This window comes from Arthrobacter antibioticus (assembly GCF_030063205.1).
Classification (GTDB): Bacteria; Actinomycetota; Actinomycetes; order Actinomycetales; family Micrococcaceae; genus Specibacter.
In genome coordinates, this window is the sequence record NZ_JASISQ010000008.1 from 14,869 (window position 1) to 34,912 (window position 20,044).

The following is a 20,044-nucleotide window of genomic DNA, read 5'->3' on the forward strand; positions in this document are numbered from 1 at the left end:
TCCATCAGATACCAGTCCATCAGATACCAGAGGGTTGCACACTGGCATTAGTTAAAAAGAATCGGGCCCGCAGGAAGCGGGCCCGATCCTTTTGGTATCTAGCGGCTGCGACGCTGGTTCGAAGCCGGTGCAGAAGCGCGGCGGGGTCCGCCGGATCGAGAGGAGCCACCACCGTTGGCGTTGTAGCTGCCACCGGAAGTACCTCCGGTGTTGGATGACCAAGCAACACTGGAGCTGCTTCGTGCACCCTCGCGGGCGCCTTCACGTGAACCACTTGAATGAGGTGCGCGCTTGCCGCGGGCGCCCTCACCATCGCGTGCCGGACGGCCAGCACCAGCTGGGCGGCCCTCGCCGGAACGTGCCGGACGCCCAGCGCCAGCTGGGCGTGAAACCTGACCATCGCGACGCTCTGAACGGTTACCCTGTCCCGCAGGAGCCGAACGCTCGCCACCTTCTGATGAGACGCGGCCACGTCCACCACGGCCACCCCGGCCACCGGCTGTGGGAGCGGCACCGGAACGAACTGAGCGCTTGCGCTGAGCATTGGCTCCGGTTGATGAACCGCCACCCTGTGCCGGCGCCTTTGCGGCAAGCAGTGCCGCGCGGGTGCGTGGATCAATCTTGTCAGCTACGTTGCCCACCAATGTAGCAATGACCGGTGAGCTGGTGGTGACGCGCTCAAAGTTCACGTCAACGCCTGCTGCACGCATGAGCTTCTTGACGTCGCTCTGCTGCTCCGGCAAGGTCAAGGTAACAACAACGCCGTCGGACCCGGCACGCGCCGTACGTCCTGAGCGGTGCAGGTATGCCTTGTGCTCTGTGGGCGGATCAACGTGGATGACCAATTCGATGTCATCGACGTGGACGCCGCGGGCAGCAACGTCGGTGGCAACCAGCACGCGGACGCCGCCGGTGGAGAATTCGGCCAGGTTCCTATCGCGTGCGTTCTGTGAGAGGTTGCCGTGCAGATCAACGGCGGGGATACCGGCGTCGGTCAAGGTTTTGGCCAGCTTGCGGGCGTGGTGCTTGGTGCGCATGAAAAGAATGCGGCGACCGGCGCCCGATGCCAGCTCAACGATGACCTGCTTCTTCACCGTCTGGTCACCAACAACGAGTACGTGGTGTTCCATGGTGGAGACAGCAGCCTTGGCCTCGTCTACCGAGTGGGTGAGCTGGTTGGAGAGGTAACGCTGGACGATCTTGTCCACGCCGTTATCCAACGTTGCGGAGAACAGCATGCGCTGGCCCTGCGTGGGAGTGGTGTCCAGCAAGCGCTTAACAACGGGCAAGAAGCCAAGGTCGGCCATGTGGTCGGCCTCGTCCAAAACGGTGATCTCAACATTTTCCAGCGACACGATGCGCTGCTTCATGAGGTCCTCTAGACGGCCGGGGCAGGCAATGACAATGTCAACGCCTGCGCGCAAAGCCTTTTCCTGACGAGCCTGTGAAACGCCACCGTAAATGACCGTGGTATTCAAGCCCATGGACTTGGCCAGCGGCTCAATGGTGTTGTTCAGCTGTGTGGCCAGTTCGCGGGTTGGTGCCAAAACCAGGCCAATGGGACGGCCCGGCTTGCGGAAGTAAGGGGCTTCGCGCTCAGCCAAACGGGCAACGAGCGGGATGGCGAAGGCAATGGTCTTGCCGGAGCCGGTGCGGCCGCGCCCCAACACGTCCCGTCCTGCCAAAGTATCTGGCAAGGTCTTGACCTGAATGGGGAATGCTTCCTCAATGCCCTGAGCGGCGAGTGAAGCAACGATTTCCTTGGGCGCACCAAGGGCAGCAAAAGTTGTCATGTAAAGAGAGAATCTTTCGTAAGGCGGTTCAACGTCCCACGAGCAGTTTTGACCGCGGGTTCGCCGATTCAATGCCAGAGCGTGTCAACCGCGATTTGCCTGAAGCAAAATCAGTGCGGGACAAGTTGAATGCGTTCATCGACGCAGAATGCACTAGACGCGCATTAAGTAATGTCAGTCTAGCAGCGGTACGACGCCGGAGCTCCCCTTAGTGCCCCAACTCACGTTCGAGTACGTGTTGAACCCCTGCGCACCGTCAGTGGCGTACGTGCCGCACAAGTGGCTGTGGCGCACGCTCCCCACGCCAACCATGCGCAGGCGTGAAAGTCGCGCTACTGCCCGTGGTCACCGGTACGCTTAAGAGTGATGAGCGAAAACCCAGTCCCCGAACCCTCCGCACGCGTTAACACCTCCACCGGGCAGCCGGCCCCCCGCACCGAAGACGGCTCGGCACGCCCTGTCACCCCGGGAAGCCAGGCCGCAGAAGGTACCTACCGCGCCCAACCGGTGTCATTTGTGCGCCGCGGAACACGTCTGCAGGGTCGCCGCCAGCAGGCGTGGGACGATCACTCAGACACTCTGGCAGTGGATGTTCCGCGCCACATTTCAGACACCTCGGTGCACCCCGAGTACGTTTTTAGCGCAGCCGAAGAGTTTGGCCGCACCGCGCCGCTCGTTGTTGAAATTGGCTCAGGTCTGGGCGATGCCGTGGTCTACGCCGCAAAAGAAAATCCCGACATGGACTTTCTGGCCGTGGAGGTTTACACACCAGGACTGGCCCAGACCATCCAAAAAATCGTTGCCAACAAGCTGACCAATGTGCGGGTCGTCCAGGCTAACGCCCCTGAAGTTCTCAGTACTATGCTGCCGGCTGGATCTGTCAGCCAGGTGTGGGTATTTTTCCCGGACCCCTGGCACAAGACCAAGCACAATAAACGTCGGATGGTGAAGGACACTTTCGCCCCATTGGTTGCCCGCGTACTCAGCCCTGGCGGCACATGGCGCTTGGCCACCGACTGGTCAACGTATGCCGAGCAAATGCGCGAGGTGGGCACTGACTCGAAGGAATTCACCAACCCGCACGACGGCGAGCGCAAGTCCGCCGAGAGCCCCCTCACCCAGGCGCGGCTCAGCGGCGTGGACTGCGAGCAAAGCAACGAACCGGATGACATTGGCGGTTGGGCGCCGCGCTTTGACGGTCGAGTTCTGACGAGTTTTGAAAACAAGGCCCACAAAGCGGGGCGTGTGATTTTCGATCTGGCCTTTCGACGGAACTAGCACGCTTGGAGCCAACACATGGGCGGAGGTAAACGTCCTACTTTCGTCATCTAGGCGCTTTGCCATGACACAAAAGTCAGCACAAAATCCTAAAGTCGCATAATTTGGGCAAGAATTAGATCAGCCTTGTGTTGACTAATCAAATGGCTATAGAAATCGGCCCAACCGCACCCTAGGGTGGGGTCATGACTGCTGAACCTTTAGTCGCTGGGGTCGATGGACCGGCGTCGGACGCCATGTTGAAATTGGGCCGCTTCTTCACCAAGTGGGACCAGACCGACGATTCCCGCGTGGTCTTCCGCGAGGGCGGACGCGCCGGTGACATCTTCTACCGTGACCGGTGGAGCCACGACAAAGTGGTGCGCTCCACGCACGGGGTGAACTGCACAGGATCGTGCTCGTGGAAGGTGTACGTCAAAGACGGCATCATCACGTGGGAATCCCAGCAGACCGACTACCCCAGCGTGGGCCCGGACAGTCCCGAATACGAGCCCCGCGGCTGCCCCCGCGGCGCCGCCTTCTCTTGGTACACCTACTCTCCCACCCGCGTGCGCTTCCCCTACGCCCGTGGCGTGCTGGTGGAAATGTACCGCGAAGCCAAATCCCGGCTGAAGGACCCCGTCCTGGCGTTCGCCGCGGTCGCCGGAGACCCCGAAAAGCGCAAACGCTACCAAAATGCTCGCGGCAAGGGCGGCCTGGTCCGCACCTCCTGGGCTGAGGCCCTGGAAATCGCCGCCGCAGCACACGTGAACACCATTAAAACGTACGGCCCCGACCGCTGCTCAGGGTTCTCCCCCATCCCGGCCATGTCCATGGTCAGCCACACCATCGGAACCCGCTTTGTCCAGCTCGTGGGCGGGGTCATGACCTCCTTCTACGACTGGTACGCGGATCTTCCCGTGGCCAGCCCGCAGGTCTTTGGCGACCAGACGGACGTCCCCGAATCCGGCGACTGGTGGGACGCCACCTACCTGATGATGTGGGGCTCCAACGTCCCCGTCACCCGCACCCCGGATGCCCACTGGATGACCGAGGTCCGGTACCGCGGCACGAAGGTCATCGCCATCAGCCCCGACTACGCGGACAACACCAAATTCGCCGACGAATGGCTTCCTGCACAGGCCGGCACCGACGCCGCGCTGGCCATGGGCATGGGGCACGTGACGCTGAAGGAATTCTTCGTTGACCGTCAGGTCCCCTTCTTCCAGGGATACGTGCGCCAGTTCACCGATCTGCCGTTCCTGGTGCGTTTGGTGAAGAACGACGACGGGACGTACTGTCCCGGGAAATTTCTCACCGCCGCCTTCGTCCCCGGCAACGAGAACGAAGAAGATGCAGCCTTCAAAACGATGCTCTTTGACAAGGTCACCGGCACGGCCATCATTCCCAATGGAACGCTGGGCCACAGGTACTCCAAGACTGGTGAGGGCAAATGGAACCTTGACCTAACAGGCATTGAACCGGCCTTGAGCTTGGATGAAATTTCCACCGAATCCGCAGAAATTCTGCTGCCATGCTTTGAGGATCCGGGCGGGGCAGGCTCTGTGTTGCGGCGCGGCGTTCCTACCACTCGAGTGGGTGAACACCTGGTCACCACGGTGTATGACCTGATGCTCGCCCAGTACGGCGTAGGCCGTGACGGTCTCCCCGGAGACTGGGCCAAAGACTACAACGACACCAGCACTCCTTACACCCCTGCGTGGCAGGAGGAGATCACCTCTGTTCCCGCACAGGCCTGCATCCGGATTGCCCGCGAGTTTGCTCGCAATGCCGAGCAGTCCAAGGGCCGCTCCATGATCATCATGGGCGCCGGTATCTGCCAGTGGTTCCATGGCGACACCACCTACCGCGCCATTTTGGCTCTCGTCATGTTGACAGGCTGCATGGGCCGCAACGGCGGTGGCTGGGCGCACTATGTGGGCCAGGAAAAGACGCGTCCACTCACCGGTTGGGTCTCTCTTGCTAACGCCCTTGACTGGTCGCGCCCGCCGCGGACCATGATTGGCACCGGCTACTGGTACATGCACACTGACCAGTGGCGTCAGGACGGGTACTCGGCGGATGCGCTGAAGTCGCCGCTATCCACCGGCAGCCTTGACGGCATGCATACCGCCGATGCCTTGGCGCAGTCCGCCCGGCTGGGCTGGATGCCCTTCTACCCGTTCTTTGATAAGAACCCGTTGGACATCGCCGATCGGGCCATTGCGGGGGTTGCCGCCGGCGAAGCCCCGGATGAAAAGACGTGGGTGGCGCAGGAACTCAAGAACCGTCATCTGGACCTGGCCATCGAGGACATCGATGCCCCGGAGAACTGGCCGCGGACCTTAATCCTGTGGCGCTCAAACCTGTTTGGCTCCTCTGCCAAGGGCAACGAGTACTTCCTGCGCAATTTATTAGGCACGCACAACAATGTGATGGGCCAAGACAGTGAGTCCTCACTGAAACCGAAAACCGTCAAATGGCATGAAAAGGGCCCGGAAGGAAAGCTTGACTTCTTAATGTCAGCGGACTTCCGCATGACCAGCACCACCTTGCTCTCCGACGTGGTATTCCCCGCGGCCACCTGGTATGAGAAGCACGATCTCTCTTCCACTGACATGCACCCGTTTGTGCACGCCTTCACCCCGGCCATCGATCCGCCGTGGGAAACCAAGACTGACTTTGAGATGTTCCACCTCCTCGCCGAGGAATTCTCCCGCCAGGCAGCCAAACATTTGGGCACCCGCAAGGACCTGGTGACGGTGCCGATGATCCACGACACCGTGGGCCAGATCGCCCAGCCCGGCGGAGTGGTTCGCGACTGGCGCGAAGACGGCATCGACGGCGTACCGGGGCAAAACATGCCGAACTTCACCATTGTTGAGCGGGACTACACAGCCATCGCACACAAGCTCTCCGCCGTCGGGCCGCTAGCTGACAAGCTGGGTTTCACCGTCAAGGACGTCAACTACAAGCTGGATAAAGCCCTCGACCATCTGGCCAAACAAAACGGTGTCATGATGGGCGGATTCGCGCACGGGCGCCCCGCGATCGACACGGACGCGAAAATGGCAGAAGCCATCCTGACATTCTCCGGTACCTGCAACGGTCAGCTGGCCGTCAGCGGCTTCAAGGAGTTGGAGAAGCGCACCGGCGTCAAGCTGGCGGACCTGGCCGAAGGGTCCGAGGAAAAGATTATTTCCTTCGCCATGACCCAGGCCGGGCCGGTCCCTGTCATTACTTCCCCGGAGTGGTCGGGTTCGGAAACTGGTGGGCGGCGCTATTCACCGTTCACGCAGAACATCGAGCGGCTCAAACCGTTCCACACGCTGACCGGGCGCATGCATTTCTTCCTGGACCACGACTGGATCATCGACATTGGCGAGGCCTTGCCGATCTACCGTCCGCCGCTGGATATGCAGCGCCTGTTTGGTGAACCGAAGTTTGGTCCCAATGGGGAGAAGGAGGTGGTGGTGCGCTACCTGACCCCGCACTCCAAGTGGTCCATCCACTCCGAATATCAGGACAACCTGCTGATGCTCTCGCTCTCCCGCGGTGGTCCCACCGTGTGGATGAGCCCGCAGGACGCCAAATCCATCAAGGTCAAGGACAACGACTGGGTGGAGGCCGTGAACATGAACGGTGTGTTCGTTGCCCGAGCCGTGGTCAGCCACCGCATGCCAGAGGGTGTGGTGTACGTCTATCACGCGCAAGAGCGCACCATCGATGTACCCAAGTCCGAGGCCACCGGCCGCCGCGGCGGTATCCACAACTCCCTGACTCGCCTGCTCGTTAAGCCGTCACACCTGATCGGCGCCTACGGGCAGCTGACCTACGCCTTCAACTATCTTGGCCCCACCGGAAACCAGCGTGACAACGTTTCCACTATCCGCCGTCGTTCCCAGGAGGTGCAGTACTAATGCGTGTAATGGCTCAAATGGGCATGGTCATGAATCTGGACAAGTGCATTGGCTGTCACACGTGTTCTGTCACGTGCAAGCAGGCATGGACCAACCGGGCTGGGGTGGAATACGTCTGGTTCAACAATGTTGAGACCCGCCCTGGGCAGGGTTACCCGCGCCGCTACGAGGATCAGGAAAAGTGGAAGGGCGGCTGGGAACTGAACAAGCGCGGCCGCCTCAAGCTCAAGGCCGGCGGACGTGTGAAGAAGCTGTTTGGGCTCTTCGCCAACCCCATCCAGCCCGAGCTCAAGGACTACTACGAGCCCTGGACCTACGATTACAAGACCCTTGTTGACGCTCCCCTGGGTGATGACTTCCCGGTGGCCAGGCCCAAGTCCCTGATCACCGGCAAGGATACGAAGATCACCTGGAGCGCCAATTGGGACGACGACCTGGGCGGCACCGAAGAAATGGGTCACCTCGACCCGATCGTGGAGAAGGTGCGCCGCGAGTCCGAGGACAAGATCAAGTTTGAGTTTGAGCAAACGTTCATGTTCTACCTGCCCCGCATCTGTGAACACTGCCTGAACCCGTCCTGCATGGCCTCCTGCCCTTCCGGCGCTATTTACAAGCGGGTGGAGGACGGCATTGTTCTGGTTGACCAGGACCAATGCCGCGGCTGGCGCCAGTGCATGACGGGTTGCCCGTACAAGAAAATTTACTTCAACCACAAGACCGGCAAGGCCGAGAAGTGTACGTTCTGCTACCCGCGGATCGAGGTGGGCCTGCCCACCGTGTGCTCGGAAACCTGTGTTGGCCGGCTGCGTTATTTGGGGCTTTTTCTGTACGACGCCGACGCCGTCACCGCAGCTGCCTCCGTCACCGACCCAAAGCACCTGTACCAGGCACAGATGGATGTGCTGCTGGACCCCAACGATCCTGCGGTCATCAAAGCTGCCCGCGAACAGGGCATCGCCGAAGACTGGATCGATGCGGCCCAGAAGTCGCCCGTCTATGCGCTGACAAAGGTGTACAAGCTGGCGCTTCCGCTGCACCCGGAATACCGCACCATGCCCATGGTTTGGTACATCCCGCCGCTGTCCCCGGTGGTTGACCTTCTGCGCGAGCAGGGGCACGACGCCGAGAACCAGGACGTTCTCTTCGGTGCCATTGACGCTTTGCGCATCCCGGTGGAATACCTGGCCGAGCTGTTTACGGCCGGAGATACCGAGCTGGTCACCGAGGTACTGCGCAAGCTGGCAGCCATGCGCTCCTACATGCGCGGTATCTCCTTGGGTAACGATCCCGATGAGTCCATTCCCGCCTCCGTGGGCATGGATGGGGAAACCATGTATGAGATGTACCGGCTCATGGCCATCGCCAAATACGAGGAACGCTATGTGATTCCCAAGGCGCACGCCGAGCAGGCCCATGACCTGGAGGAGATGGGCTGCTCCCTGGACTTCGACGGCGGACCCGGCATGGGCGCCATGGGAGACTCCCCGTTCGGGGAAGCCAGCGGACGGCCCACCCCCGTCGCCGTGGAAACCTTCAACGCCCTGCGGGACCGGCAGACTTCTGACTCGGTGGCCGGGGCTGATACCTTGCGCGGCCGGGTGAACCTGCTCAACTGGGACGGCAACGGCGCACCCGCCGGACTGTTCCCGCAACACCATCCCACGGAGCCGCCACGGGAGATTGACCGCGAAGATGCCCTCGAAGGCGGTGGGGGGGCATGAGCCGCAAAGATCAGGTAACATTTCTGGCCGCAGCCTGGTGCCTGTCCTACCCGGATGAGCAACTCCTTGAACGCATTCCGCTGATGAGGGCAGCCCTCGGTGAGTTTCCCGGCGCAACCAAGCCATTCGACGTCGTACTTTCCACATTGGAAAGCAAAGACTTAATGGCTTCGCAAACCCAATATGTCAAGGAGTTTGACCTTGGCAAGCGGCATGCGCTGCACCTCTCCTACTGGACCGATGGCGATACGCGTCGCCGCGGCGAGGTGCTGGGAGCGTTTAAGAAGGTGTATCGCGGATCGGACACCTTAGTGGATACCCGAGGCGAACTTCCCGATTATTTGCCCATGGTGCTGGAGTATGCGGCCACCGTAGACATGGGCGCGGGCAAGGATCTCCTGCAGCAGTACCGGCCCAGCCTTGAGCTGATTAAATTTGGTCTGCTTCGGGACGATCTGCCGCATACCCACATTGTGCAGGCCATTTGCAACACGCTTCCGGGAGCTTCTCCGGCGGACGAACAAGCCGTGATGCGCATGGCAGGCTACGGACCGCCCACTGAATCCGTGGGCCTTGACCCTTACGACCCGCGACTGCTGCCCATGAAAGGCGCTTGAGCAATGGACATATTTTTGTGGGGCGTGCTGCCGTACCTCATGGTGGTCATCCTGGTGGGCGGCTCCATCTGGCGGTACAAATATGACCAGTTTGGGTGGACAACCCGTTCCTCCCAACTTTATGAATCCAGGCTGCTGCGCATTGGCTCACCGGTCTTCCACTTTGGTTTGCTGGCCGTCATTGCCGGGCACTTCTTTGGTCTTGTCATCCCCAAATCGTGGACAGAAGCTGTGGGCATGAGCGAGAATATTTACCATTTCAACGCCCTTTTTGTGGGTACTGTTGCCGGGGTTGGCACGCTGGGCGGAATCATTCTCTTGATCTACCGTCGCCGCAAAACCGGGCCGGTCTTTATGGCAACCACCAAAAATGACAAGTTGATGTATGTGGTGCTGGTGGCCGCCATCGTGTTTGGCTTGTGGACAACGTTGGCCAGCGTTTTTTGGCCCGATCACGACTTGACCTACCGGGACACGGTGTCACCGTGGTTCCGTTCACTGTTTATCTTCAGCCCCGACGTTGCCGCCATGGCTGCTGCGCCGACGGCCTTCCACATACACACACTGGTAGGAATGGCATTGTTTGTCATCTGGCCGTTCACCCGTTTGGTGCACGCCTTCACAGCCCCCTTGCACTACCTGTTCCGGCCCTACATTGTGTACCGCTCACGGGACAAGGGCCCCACCGTGGCCAACCAGCATGGTTGGTCCGATGTGGGCACGCACGACCGGGACACCAAACACCGTTAATTACTGCTTTTTGAACCGCCACTAGTTGCACGGCTACTAGTTGCATCAGCCATTGCCTGCACCAGCCACTACAGGAGAAATCATGGCACGAGAAACCACAACAAGCGCGCCTGCGCTTGAAGCAGTCAAGGGCCAGGCCCTGAACCTTATTTTGGCCACAGCCGCCTCGGTGGTGGGCTTCTGGGCGTGGAACGTCATAGCCACGTTGAGCACACACTATGCAAAGAACATGGAACTCTCTGCCGGGACCATGGGTATTTTGGTGGCTATGCCCATCTTTGTGGGTTCCTTGGGGCGCATTGTGGTGGGCGCCATGACTGACAAGTACGGCGGACGGGCACTGTTCACCTTTGTTTTGCTGGCCACCATCCCCACAGTTCTGCTCGTCGCTTGGGGCGGGGCAATAAACTCCTTCCCGATGGTACTCGCCGCCGGTTTTTTGCTGGGCGTAGCCGGCACGGTCTTTGCTGTCGGCATCCCCTTTGTCAGCGCGTGGTACCCGCCGGCCAGGCGCGGATTTGCCACGGGAGTTTTTGGGGCCGGAATGGGCGGCACGGCCCTTGCCGCCTTCTTGAACCCGCGCCTTGTTAAGTCCATAGGCTACGTTCCCACCCACCTATTGATTGCCGTTCTCTTGGCTGTCATGGCAGGCCTTGTCTGGTTTTTCATGAAGAACTCCCCCGACTGGGTGCCCAGTAAGGAACCAGTACTACCTAAACTCTTGGACGCCTCAAAACTGGCTGTCACCTGGAAACTGTGCTTCTTGTACGCCGTGGTCTTTGGCGGGTTCGTTTCCTTCGCCACGTATCTGCCCACATACCTGCGTGACGTCTACGAATTTGATCCCAGCGCGGCCGGTGCCCGAACAGCCGGGTTCGCGTTGGCAGCAGTGCTGGCCCGCCCCATTGGCGGCGTGCTGGCCGATAAAATTGGTTCCAAACCTGTAGTGATTGCATCGCTTGTGGGCGTGGGCATTTTGGGCTTCATAGTAGCCCTTGAACCGGCCGCCGATGTGCAGGCCGGCCCCATTTTCATTGGCCTGGCTGCCGCGCTTGGGCTGGGTACCGGTGGTGTTTTTGCTTGGGTAGGCAAACTATCCCCTGAAGGAAAAATGGGCACAGTGGGCGGTATTGTCAGTGCCGCCGGTGGCTTGGGCGGTTACTTCCCACCACTGATTATGGGTATGACGTACAACGCCGACGCCGAAAGTTACAAGTACGCCATAGGACTTTCACTCCTGGTGGTCACGGCCGTGGTGGCTTTGCTGTTTGCATTGATTTTTGTGAAGACGCCCGCAATGGAGCCCGTACCAGCCACGAAATAGTTCCTTCTCCGTGCTGCGCCCCTTCCTCTCCTTCGTGGGTTGAGGTTGGAGGTAATGACGTCCCTGCGGGACGTCATTACCTCCAACCTCAACCTCGTGTGGCGGGCTTGTCACGCTGTCGGGTAAATGAGTCTCTCAATACTGCGTAGGATTGATAGATGTGGTTCTTGCTCTTGGACCACCCTCAACCGACAGGTGGAAAAGTTCCGTGACGCACTCCTCCGCTGATTCCCGTCTCCTAACCCGAATCGCCGAGTTCACCGAGAATTCCATTGCCGCTGGCCGGGTCTATGCTGATCAGGGCCGGGTCAGCGACATTGTTTTGGAACCTGCCACCGGACTGCTTTCGGGCAGGGTGACCGGAACCCACGAATACCGGAGCACGGCGAAACTTGTGCGTGAGCATGACGGCGTCATTGCCTGCCGAGTGGGCATCTGCAACTGCCCTGTACGCCAAAATTGCAAGCATGTTGTTGCCCTCATCTCTGCCGCCGAACACGACCAGTCATTCACGGACTTTTTTGTTCCCGATGAAGCACCCCGGGAACCAACATTCCTGGAGACCCTGCTGGCAAAAGCCAAGGACGGAAAGTCAGCAGCAGCCGCGGCGCCCATTCACAGCGAAGACGAACCGGCCGTTGATTCCTGGGAAGCTGCATTGTCAGCGCTGCTGCCTCCCGCGGCGGCCGCTCCCAGCCAGGACACGCCCGCGCTTGGACTGCAGTTTGAACTTCATCTGCCGCCACCGCGCTTTTCCTACCGCGGCCGCGGCAACACAGTGCCCTCCGAACCTGTTCTGAACGTCCGTCCCGTTGTTATGGGCACCCGCGGAAAATGGGTCAAGACAGGAGTCAGCTGGGCAACCCTGGGCTACCTTGCCTACGGTGGCGCGCATGACCGCACCCAGTTGGAATGGCTCAGCGAATTCCTGTCCTCACACAGCCCGCGCCAGTACAACCACGGAAACGCCGGTGCGTGGCTATCCATAAATGACTTCGCTGGCCGTAACCTGTGGCAGCTGCTGTCCAGTGCCCACAAGAACGGCATAGCCCTGATCCAGTCAGGCGGCGGGGACCCCATCAGAGTTGTCAGTCAGGAAGCATCACTGCAGTTGGATGTTAGCCAGGCGGACTCAGGGGGACTGGATGTTAGTCCGCTGATTGACCTTGATGGTGTCCGGATCGAGGCTGAGGTTCTTGGCCGAGTTGGGTCTCCCGTCAGTGGACTCTTTTTCAGCTCCAAAGCCGAGACCGGCGGCACCGCAGGGAGCACTGCCCAAGGCCGCGACGCCGTCGTCCGCGGAAGTATCACGCTGGCACCTCTGCCCGCAGATGTCTCTGCCCAAATGCTCGATTTTGCACTGCGGAAGGAAACAGTCCACGTCCCTGCGCAGGCGCGGGATAAGTTCCTCACCCAGATTTATCCGCAACTCAAGCAGGCTGCCGCAGTGGTTTCGGCCGATCATTCGGTGGAATTGCCCGCATACGTGGAACCTACCTTGTCGCTTCTGGCGGCGTATGGCGGTGACCACACTGTGCGTTTGCATTGGGAGTGGCATTACCCTGTGGGCTCCCGCGTGACGTCCCTGCCCTTGTGGCCTGAGCTCGGGGAGAGCGCTGTCCGGGATGCCGGGGCAGAGGCCCGCTTAATCGAGAGTGTGGGCCAGCCGTGGGAGGACATCACGGCTATGGGCGTTGCGGCTAACCATGCGTGGGGGGAGCCTTCACTTGCAGGTTCCGCTTCCTTGACAGATTTGGACACGCTCACATTTACCGAGACTGTGTTGCCTAGACTAGAGGCACTGCCCGGGGTTCAGGTTGAAACTTCCGGCAACATTGCCAGCTACCGCGAAGTTACCGAAGCACCCATCGTCACTATTTCAACCAAGGCTACCGACGAGCGCGACTGGTTTGATCTGGGCATTGTCATTACGCTCGAAGGCCAGTACGTCTCCTTTGCCGCCGTCTTCTCGGCTTTGGCTGCCGGAAATTCACGCATGCTGCTGCCTAGCGGAGCTTACTTCTCCTTGGACCGCCCCGAACTCCATCAGCTGCGTGCCTTGATAGATGAAGCTCGCAGTCTCAATGACAGCAAAGATGGCGAACTGCGCATCAGCCGGTTCCAGGCCGGGCTTTGGGATGAGCTGGCCCAGCTTGGCATCGTTGACGAGCAGGCACAGGCTTGGCGCAAGACCATCTCTGGCCTGCTCGACGGCGGACCCCCCGTTGCACTGCCTGCGCCCCCAGGGTTGAATGCAACCCTGCGCCCCTACCAGCTGGATGGCTTTAACTGGCTGCACTTTTTGTATAGCTTTGGTTTGGGCGGCGTCCTTGCAGATGACATGGGTTTGGGAAAGACAGTCCAGACCCTGGCGTTGATGTGCCAGGTCAAGGCCGATAACGATGCACGCGGTTCGAGCAACCCGCCGTTTCTTGTAGTTGCACCCACCTCCGTGGTGGGTAACTGGGCCAGTGAGAGCATTAAGTTTGCGCCTGGGCTCAAGGTCGTGACAGTCTCTGAAACCTTTGCCAAGAGCGGGCTGGACTCGGCAGAATTCTTTGGCGATGCCGACATTGTCATCACGTCCTACGCACTGTTCCGCATCGATTTTCCTGAATATGGAATGCAGGATTTTGCCGGACTGATTTTGGATGAGGCGCAGTTCGTCAAGAACCACCAGTCGAAGGCATACCAGTGCGCACGGAAATTGAAGTCCCCCTTCAAGCTGTCCGTCACAGGAACACCCATGGAAAACAACCTCATGGAGTTGTGGGCGTTGCTGTCCATTGTGGCTCCTGGACTTTTCCCCAGCCCAAAGCGATTCGCCGAATTTTACCAGCGTCCCATTGAAAAGAACGCAGACTCTGAGCTGTTGGCGAAGCTGCGTGCGCGCGTCAAGCCACTCATGCTGCGACGCACCAAGGAACAGGTGATTGCTGATCTGCCTGCCAAGCAGGAACAGATACTGGAAGTGGAGTTGAATCCACGTCACCAGAAAATCTACCAAACGCATTTGCAGCGGGAACGTGCCAAGATCCTTGGCCTGCTAGAAAATGTTAATAAGAACCGCTTCACTATTTTCCAGTCCCTGACATTGCTTCGTCAGCTCAGTCTGGACGTGTCCCTTGTTGATGAAAATCATGCCGGAGTACGCTCCTCGAAGCTGGATGTGTTGTTCGAGCAGCTAGAAGACGTGGTCAGAGAAGGCCACAGGGCACTGATATTTAGCCAGTTTACGGGTTTCTTGGGTAAGGTTCGTGAGCGTCTCATAGCTGAAGGCATTGACTTCACGTATCTTGACGGAGGCACACGCAACAGAGCCGCCGTCGTTGATGAATTCAAGACCGGGACGGCACCACTGTTCTTGATTAGTCTCAAAGCCGGTGGTTTTGGATTGAACCTGACGGAGGCGGACTACGTGTTCATTCTTGATCCGTGGTGGAACCCCGCCTCGGAGGCGCAGGCGGTGGACCGTACGCACCGCATCGGGCAGAAGAAGAACGTCATGGTGTACCGATTGGTTGCCAAAGACACGATCGAAGAAAAGGTCATGGCGTTGAAGGCGAAGAAATCCCAGCTGTTCTCAGATGTAATGAGTGGAGATTCGCTCTCCAGCGGGGCACTGACGGCAACCGACCTGGCCGGGCTCTTCCGGGACTAACGAATTTTCCACCTGAGGGCGTGCCATGCTGGCGGGGGCGTGTGAACTTTCATACGCCCCCGCCAGCATGGCACGCCCTCAGCGCTGTGGACGCCAGATGACAACTGCCTGGCTACGGGGACGCGGGCGCTGACCGCGGGCCAGCGCAACAATATCCCCGCCGGTGAGCCCACCGGCAAATACTCGGGTGTTGGCACGGGGCGGACGCGAGGCCATCTGCGCTGCGGCGTCTTCGAGTGCATCGCTGAGCTCCACGACTTTTGCGCGCAGGACATCCACCTCGTTTTGCAGCTCCATGACCCGTCGGATCCCCTCAAGGGAGATCCCTTCTTGCGACAGTCGCTGAACTTCACGCAGCATCTCAACATCGTGCTGGGAATAGCGGCGCGACCTGCCCGGGGCACGGCGGGGTTTGACGATGCCCAACCTGTCATATTGGCGCAGCGTTTGTGGGTGCATCTCTGCCAGCTCGGCCGCCACGGAAATCACAAAAATGGGTGAGTGGGGATCAACAAACATTGCAACGTCCTTTCTTTGGCGGCTCTGGTGTCTTTGGCGGCTCTGGTGCTCACGGAGCCTGCCGTCCCGCGGGCCCCGTTATGGGTCCGCGAGAGTGGTCAGGTAGCAAGCTACAGCTTTGCTTTGTCCTTGAGTGCAGCACGGACGTCCTCGTCAGCTGTTGCTGAAGCGAAAGCGCGCACGGCGGCTTCAGCTTCCTTGTTCAGCTTTTGCGGCACTGTCACGTCAATGGTGACGAGAAGGTCACCATCACCCTTCTTGGTTTTAACGCCTGCCCCCTTGACGCGTAGCGTCCGTCCGGAAGGGGTTCCGGCCGGAACGCGGACACGCACAGTTTCTCCCGTCAGCGTGGGCACGCTGATGTCTGCCCCTAGCGCGGCTTCATGGAATGCCACGGGGACATGGACACGAATGTTGTTGCCATCACGCACGAAGAAGTCGTGCGGCTTGACCTTAACAGTGACCATTAGGTCACCCGGGCCGGCAGCACCTGACTGGCCCTTGCCTCTGACCCTGACCTTCTGACCATCCTTGATACCTGCGGGAATCCGTACATCGATCACGTCGCCGTTAGGCTCACGCAGACCAATCTTGGTTCCGGTAATTGACCCGCCAAAGGAGATGGTTGTTGAGGCGCTGCGGTCAGCACCTTTCGTAGGTGTTGACTGGAAGCCGCCAAAACCGCCGCCACCGCCGCCAAAGAGGTCCGCGAACTCCGGCGGTAAGCCTGAGCCGTATCCTGGGTTCCCACGAGGTGAGCCACCAAATCCGGGATTCCCCCGGGGCGCTCCGCGGCCGCCACCAAAGAGGTCGCCAAAGACATCCTCGAAGCCACCGCCTCCGCCGTGTCCACCAGTGCCGCCTGCGCTGAAGCGGGCGCCGCCTCCCATGGCACGGATGGCGTCATATTGTTCGCGATCTTCTTTACTTGAGAGTACTGAATACGCTTCGGAGACGTCCTTGAAAGTTTTTTCCGACGCAGGATCACCAGAGTTTGTGTCCGGGTGATACTTACGGGCTAACTTCCGGTAGGCCTTCTTGATGTCGGTGTCCGATGCATCTTTGGACACTCCGAGGATTTTATAGAAGTCTTTCTCGACCCAATCCTGACTTGCCAAGACGCCTCCTTTCTAAAAGTTTGTTGGGGGTAATGCTTCGCCAAGGGTGGGGCTGACCGGGACACAAGTGCCTCGATCAACCCCACCGGTGGCTTAGGCCCACCAGGGGGCCCCGGGACGAGCTTGCGCGTCCCGGGAGGCACTGGTGGGCCCACAGTTCCGAGGCCCCCGGTCGAATCTGCGCCAGCGGATTCAACCGGGGAGGAATCGGGGACTATTCAGGTACTGCCACGATGACCTGTGCGGCGCGCAGAATTCGCTCACCGGACTTGTATCCGTTGCGTAGCACCTGACTAACAGTGTCAACCTCAATATCGGCGCCAGGCTGCTGAATGAGTGCCTCGTGAATGGTCGGATCAAATGCCACACCAGTTGTGTTGATCTTTTCCAAACCGTAGGTAGCCAAAGCTGTTTCCAGCTTTGCCGCGATGGCCGAAAAGGGGCCATCGGTGAGGTCGCCGTGCGCACGCGCCGCGTCAATGTCATCCACCACGGGCAGTAGCGAGTTCAGTACGCCAATGACGGCCATCTGTCCTGCCACTGCTCGGTCGCGTTCAACACGCTTGCGGTAGTTGACGTATTCGGCTTGTAAGCGAAGAAGGTCATTCTTCCACTCGGCAGCCTCATCGGTGAGCACACCTTGGGCAACTGACTCATCAGCCGGAACCTCAACACCGTTGAGGATATCTTCCGCCTGGGAGAGCGCATCGCCCTCGTTAGTAGCGTCTTCGGGGATTCCGTCTTCCGGAACCTCTTCAGGGTTTACTGACTCAGACATGCTTACTTCTTCTCGTCTGCGTCTTCGTCGATGATCTCGGCGTCAACGATGTCTTCTTCGGCGTCACCTTCCGGTGCGGCGCCTGTGGCACCTTCGGAAGCTCCGGCGTCGGCCGTTGCACCCTCAGCCTGCGCTGCGGCGTAAATTGCCTCGCCCAGGGTTGACTGTGAAGCCTGCAACTTCTCAAACGCAGTCTTCACTGCTTCGTCGTCGTCGCCGGCCAGGGCTGTCTTGAGCGCGGTGACATCTTCCTTCACCGGGTTCTTGACATCGTCAGCGAGCTTGTCGTCGTTATCAGCCAAGACCTTGTCCACGGAGTAGTGGAGCTGCTCTGCGGAGTTGCGCAGATCGGCTGCCTCGCGGCGGGTCTTGTCTTCAGCTGCGTGCTCTTCAGCTTCCTGAACCATGCGCTCAATGTCTTCCTTGGACAGTGAGGAGCCGCCCGTGATGGTCATTGACTGCTCAACACCGGTGCCCTTGTCCTTAGCGGAGACGTGCACAATACCGTTGGCGTCAATGTCGAAGGTGACCTCAACCTGCGGGACGCCGCGCGGAGCCGGCGCAATACCGGTCAGCTCGAACGTGCCCAGCGGCTTGTTATCGCGTGTGAACTGACGCTCCCCCTGGAAGACCTGAATGGCCACCGAGGGCTGGTTGTCATCAGCGGTTGTGAAGGTCTCGGAACGCTTGGTGGGGATGGCCGTGTTGCGTTCGATCAGGTTGGTCATCACTCCGCCCTTGGTTTCAATTCCGAGGGACAACGGGGTGACGTCAATGAGCAGAACGTCCTTGCGCTCACCCTTGAGGACACCGGCCTGCAGTGCTGCGCCAACGGCCACCACCTCATCCGGGTTGACGCCCTTGTTGGGCTCCTTGCCGCCAGCCAATTCCTTGACCAGTTCAACAACGGCAGGCATACGGGTGGAGCCACCGACCAGAACAATGTGATCAATGTCAGAAACCTTGATCCCGGCTTCCTTGATGACGTCATTGAACGGCTTCTTGGTGCGCTCGAGCAGGTCCTTGGTCAGCTCCTGGAGCTTGGCACGGGTGAGCTGCTCGTCCAGGTGCACCGGTCCGTCAGCGGTAACCGAAAGATACTGCAAGGAGATGTTGGTGCTGGATGCCGAAGAGAGTTCCTTCTTGGCCTGCTCTGCTGATTCCTTCAGACGCTGCAGGGCGATCTTGTCCTTCGACAGGTCGATGCCCTTGACCTTGAGCTGGTTCAGCAGGAAGTCAACGATCCGCTGATCCCAGTCGTCACCACCGAGGCGGTTGTCACCGTAGGTCGCGCGAACCTGAATGGTGGAGAACTCGTCTTCATCCTTGCCAACTTCAAGCAAGGAAACGTCGAACGTTCCGCCACCGAGGTCGAATACCAGGATGAGTTCGTCTTCTTTGCCTTTTTCCAAGCCGTAGGCCAGCGCTGCTGCAGTGGGCTCGTTAACAATGCGCAATACGTTCAGACCGGCAATTTCGCCGGCTTCCTTCGTTGCCTGACGCTCAGCGTCATTGAAGTAGGCCGGGACGGTGATAACAGCGTCGGTGACCTTCTCGCCCAGGTAAGCTTCGGCGTCGTTCTTGAGCTTCATCAAGGTACGAGCGGAGATTTCCTGCGCCGTGTACTTTTTGTCATCGATCGAAACTGACCAGTCGGTGCCCATGTGGCGCTTGACGGATGCGATGGTGCGATCAATGTTGTTCACTGCCTGGCGCTTGGCGATCTCGCCGACCAGGACTTCGCCGCTCTTGGAGAAGGCGACTACTGAGGGGGTGGTGCGGCCGCCTTCAGCGTTGGCGATGACTGTGGGCTCGCCACCTTCGAGGACGGATACAACAGAGTTGGTGGTTCCGAGGTCAATACCTACGGCACGTGACATAAGTGGTTCCTTTCATGAGCCGCTGCGTGAACTTATCCGCCATGATGGCGGCGGGTCGCTCAACCAGCGGTATTGAGCGTTCTGGACTCAACTTTACTCAGCCTCGCCGCCATGTCAAATGAACTTGAGCGTAGTAGGCTCAACTTTCACTTTAGGCGAACATGCGCGACGTCGGATGGCTGGCTTGGGCTGGCAGACCCGCCACCGGGCCAGAAGGCCAGCAGGTGCTGCTATATCGACAATCGTCAATCGCGGGGATAATGGGGCCATGGACACTTCGCCCTCACTCAGCCCGGGCCCTGCTCTCGCCAGCTCAGCTCTCGCCAGCTCTGCACTCGCCAGCCCAACACTCGCCAGTCCGGCAGCTGCGTGCGGCCCCGGCACTGAACCAACTCTGAGCGCAATCCAGGCCCAACAGACCGCCCGGCTACTTAAAGCTCTCGCCGATCCCAACCGTTTACGGCTGCTCTCCATCGTTAAAGCGGGCAACGGCGGTGAGGCCTGCGTATGCGACCTCACTGAGCCACTGGACCTTGGCCAGCCCACCATTTCCCACCACCTAAAAATCCTGGTGGATGCGGGCTTGCTGAGTCGCGAAAAACGCGGCACGTGGGCTTATTACTCCTTGGTGCCAGGGGCACTCGAGGCTGCCTCAACAAGTATTCTTAGCCTGTAAAATCCAGGGTTCGCAGGCTGAGGGCCCAGT

The 20,044-nt window shown here is 59.6% G+C and carries 13 protein-coding genes; 8 read left to right on the forward strand and 5 right to left on the reverse strand.

The features are described 5' to 3' along the window. Positions 1–98: 98 nt before the first annotated feature. Positions 99–1,793, reverse strand: coding sequence for a DEAD/DEAH box helicase (locus tag QMG40_RS14745; RefSeq protein WP_283531871.1), 1,695 nt, complete (start codon positions 1,791–1,793; stop codon positions 99–101). A 366-nt stretch (positions 1,794–2,159) separates the two neighbouring features. On the opposite strand from QMG40_RS14745, the gene trmB reads away from it, so the two are divergent. The 7 genes from trmB to QMG40_RS14780 all read left to right on the forward strand — a co-directional run bounded on the left by trmB (position 2,160) and on the right by QMG40_RS14780 (position 15,043). Continuing rightward, positions 2,160–3,071, forward strand: a complete 912-nt coding sequence (trmB, locus tag QMG40_RS14750) for a tRNA (guanosine(46)-N7)-methyltransferase TrmB (RefSeq protein WP_283531872.1) — start codon at positions 2,160–2,162, stop codon at positions 3,069–3,071. Between the two features lie 185 nt (positions 3,072–3,256). Then, a complete protein-coding gene (locus QMG40_RS14755; protein WP_283531873.1) occupies positions 3,257–6,970 on the forward strand; it encodes a nitrate reductase subunit alpha in 3,714 nt (1,237 codons plus the stop codon). After that, entirely contained in the window at positions 6,970–8,691 is a 1,722-nt protein-coding gene (gene narH / locus QMG40_RS14760; protein WP_283531874.1) for a nitrate reductase subunit beta, read from the forward strand. The genes QMG40_RS14755 and narH overlap by 1 nt, the downstream gene beginning before the upstream one ends. Next, the gene (gene narJ / locus QMG40_RS14765; RefSeq protein WP_283531875.1) at positions 8,688–9,308 is read left to right on the forward strand and encodes a nitrate reductase molybdenum cofactor assembly chaperone; all 621 of its coding nucleotides are present in this window, start codon (positions 8,688–8,690) and stop codon (positions 9,306–9,308) included. The genes narH and narJ overlap by 4 nt, the downstream gene beginning before the upstream one ends. A 3-nt stretch (positions 9,309–9,311) precedes the next feature. After that, on the forward strand, positions 9,312–10,058 hold the full coding sequence (narI, locus tag QMG40_RS14770; protein WP_283531876.1) for a respiratory nitrate reductase subunit gamma: 747 nt from the start codon (positions 9,312–9,314) through the stop codon (positions 10,056–10,058). Positions 10,059–10,140: 82 nt separating this feature from the next. After that, positions 10,141–11,382, forward strand: coding sequence for an MFS transporter (locus tag QMG40_RS14775; RefSeq protein ID WP_283531877.1), 1,242 nt, complete (start codon positions 10,141–10,143; stop codon positions 11,380–11,382). Between the two features lie 208 nt (positions 11,383–11,590). Then, positions 11,591–15,043, forward strand: coding sequence for a DEAD/DEAH box helicase (locus QMG40_RS14780; protein ID WP_283531878.1), 3,453 nt, complete (start codon positions 11,591–11,593; stop codon positions 15,041–15,043). Between the two features lie 78 nt (positions 15,044–15,121). Here the strand turns inward: QMG40_RS14780 and QMG40_RS14785 are convergent, their stop codons facing one another. The 4 genes from QMG40_RS14785 to dnaK form a co-directional block, all read right to left on the reverse strand. Then, positions 15,122–15,562, reverse strand: coding sequence for a heat shock protein transcriptional repressor HspR (locus QMG40_RS14785; protein WP_283531879.1), 441 nt, complete (start codon positions 15,560–15,562; stop codon positions 15,122–15,124). Between the two features lie 110 nt (positions 15,563–15,672). Continuing rightward, complete coding sequence (locus QMG40_RS14790) at positions 15,673–16,680, reverse strand: DnaJ C-terminal domain-containing protein (protein WP_283531880.1); 1,008 nt, start codon at positions 16,678–16,680, stop codon at positions 15,673–15,675. A gap of 214 nt (positions 16,681–16,894) precedes the next feature. Then, a complete protein-coding gene (locus QMG40_RS14795) occupies positions 16,895–17,458 on the reverse strand; it encodes a nucleotide exchange factor GrpE (protein ID WP_283531881.1) in 564 nt (187 codons plus the stop codon). A gap of 2 nt (positions 17,459–17,460) precedes the next feature. Next, positions 17,461–19,338, reverse strand: a complete 1,878-nt coding sequence (gene dnaK / locus QMG40_RS14800; protein WP_283531882.1) for a molecular chaperone DnaK — start codon at positions 19,336–19,338, stop codon at positions 17,461–17,463. Between the two features lie 268 nt (positions 19,339–19,606). Between dnaK and QMG40_RS14805 the strand changes: the two genes are divergently transcribed. After that, positions 19,607–20,014: an ArsR/SmtB family transcription factor gene (locus QMG40_RS14805; RefSeq protein ID WP_283531883.1), complete on the forward strand. Its 408-nt coding sequence runs from the start codon at positions 19,607–19,609 to the stop codon at positions 20,012–20,014. The last annotated feature ends 30 nt before the right edge of the window (positions 20,015–20,044 follow it).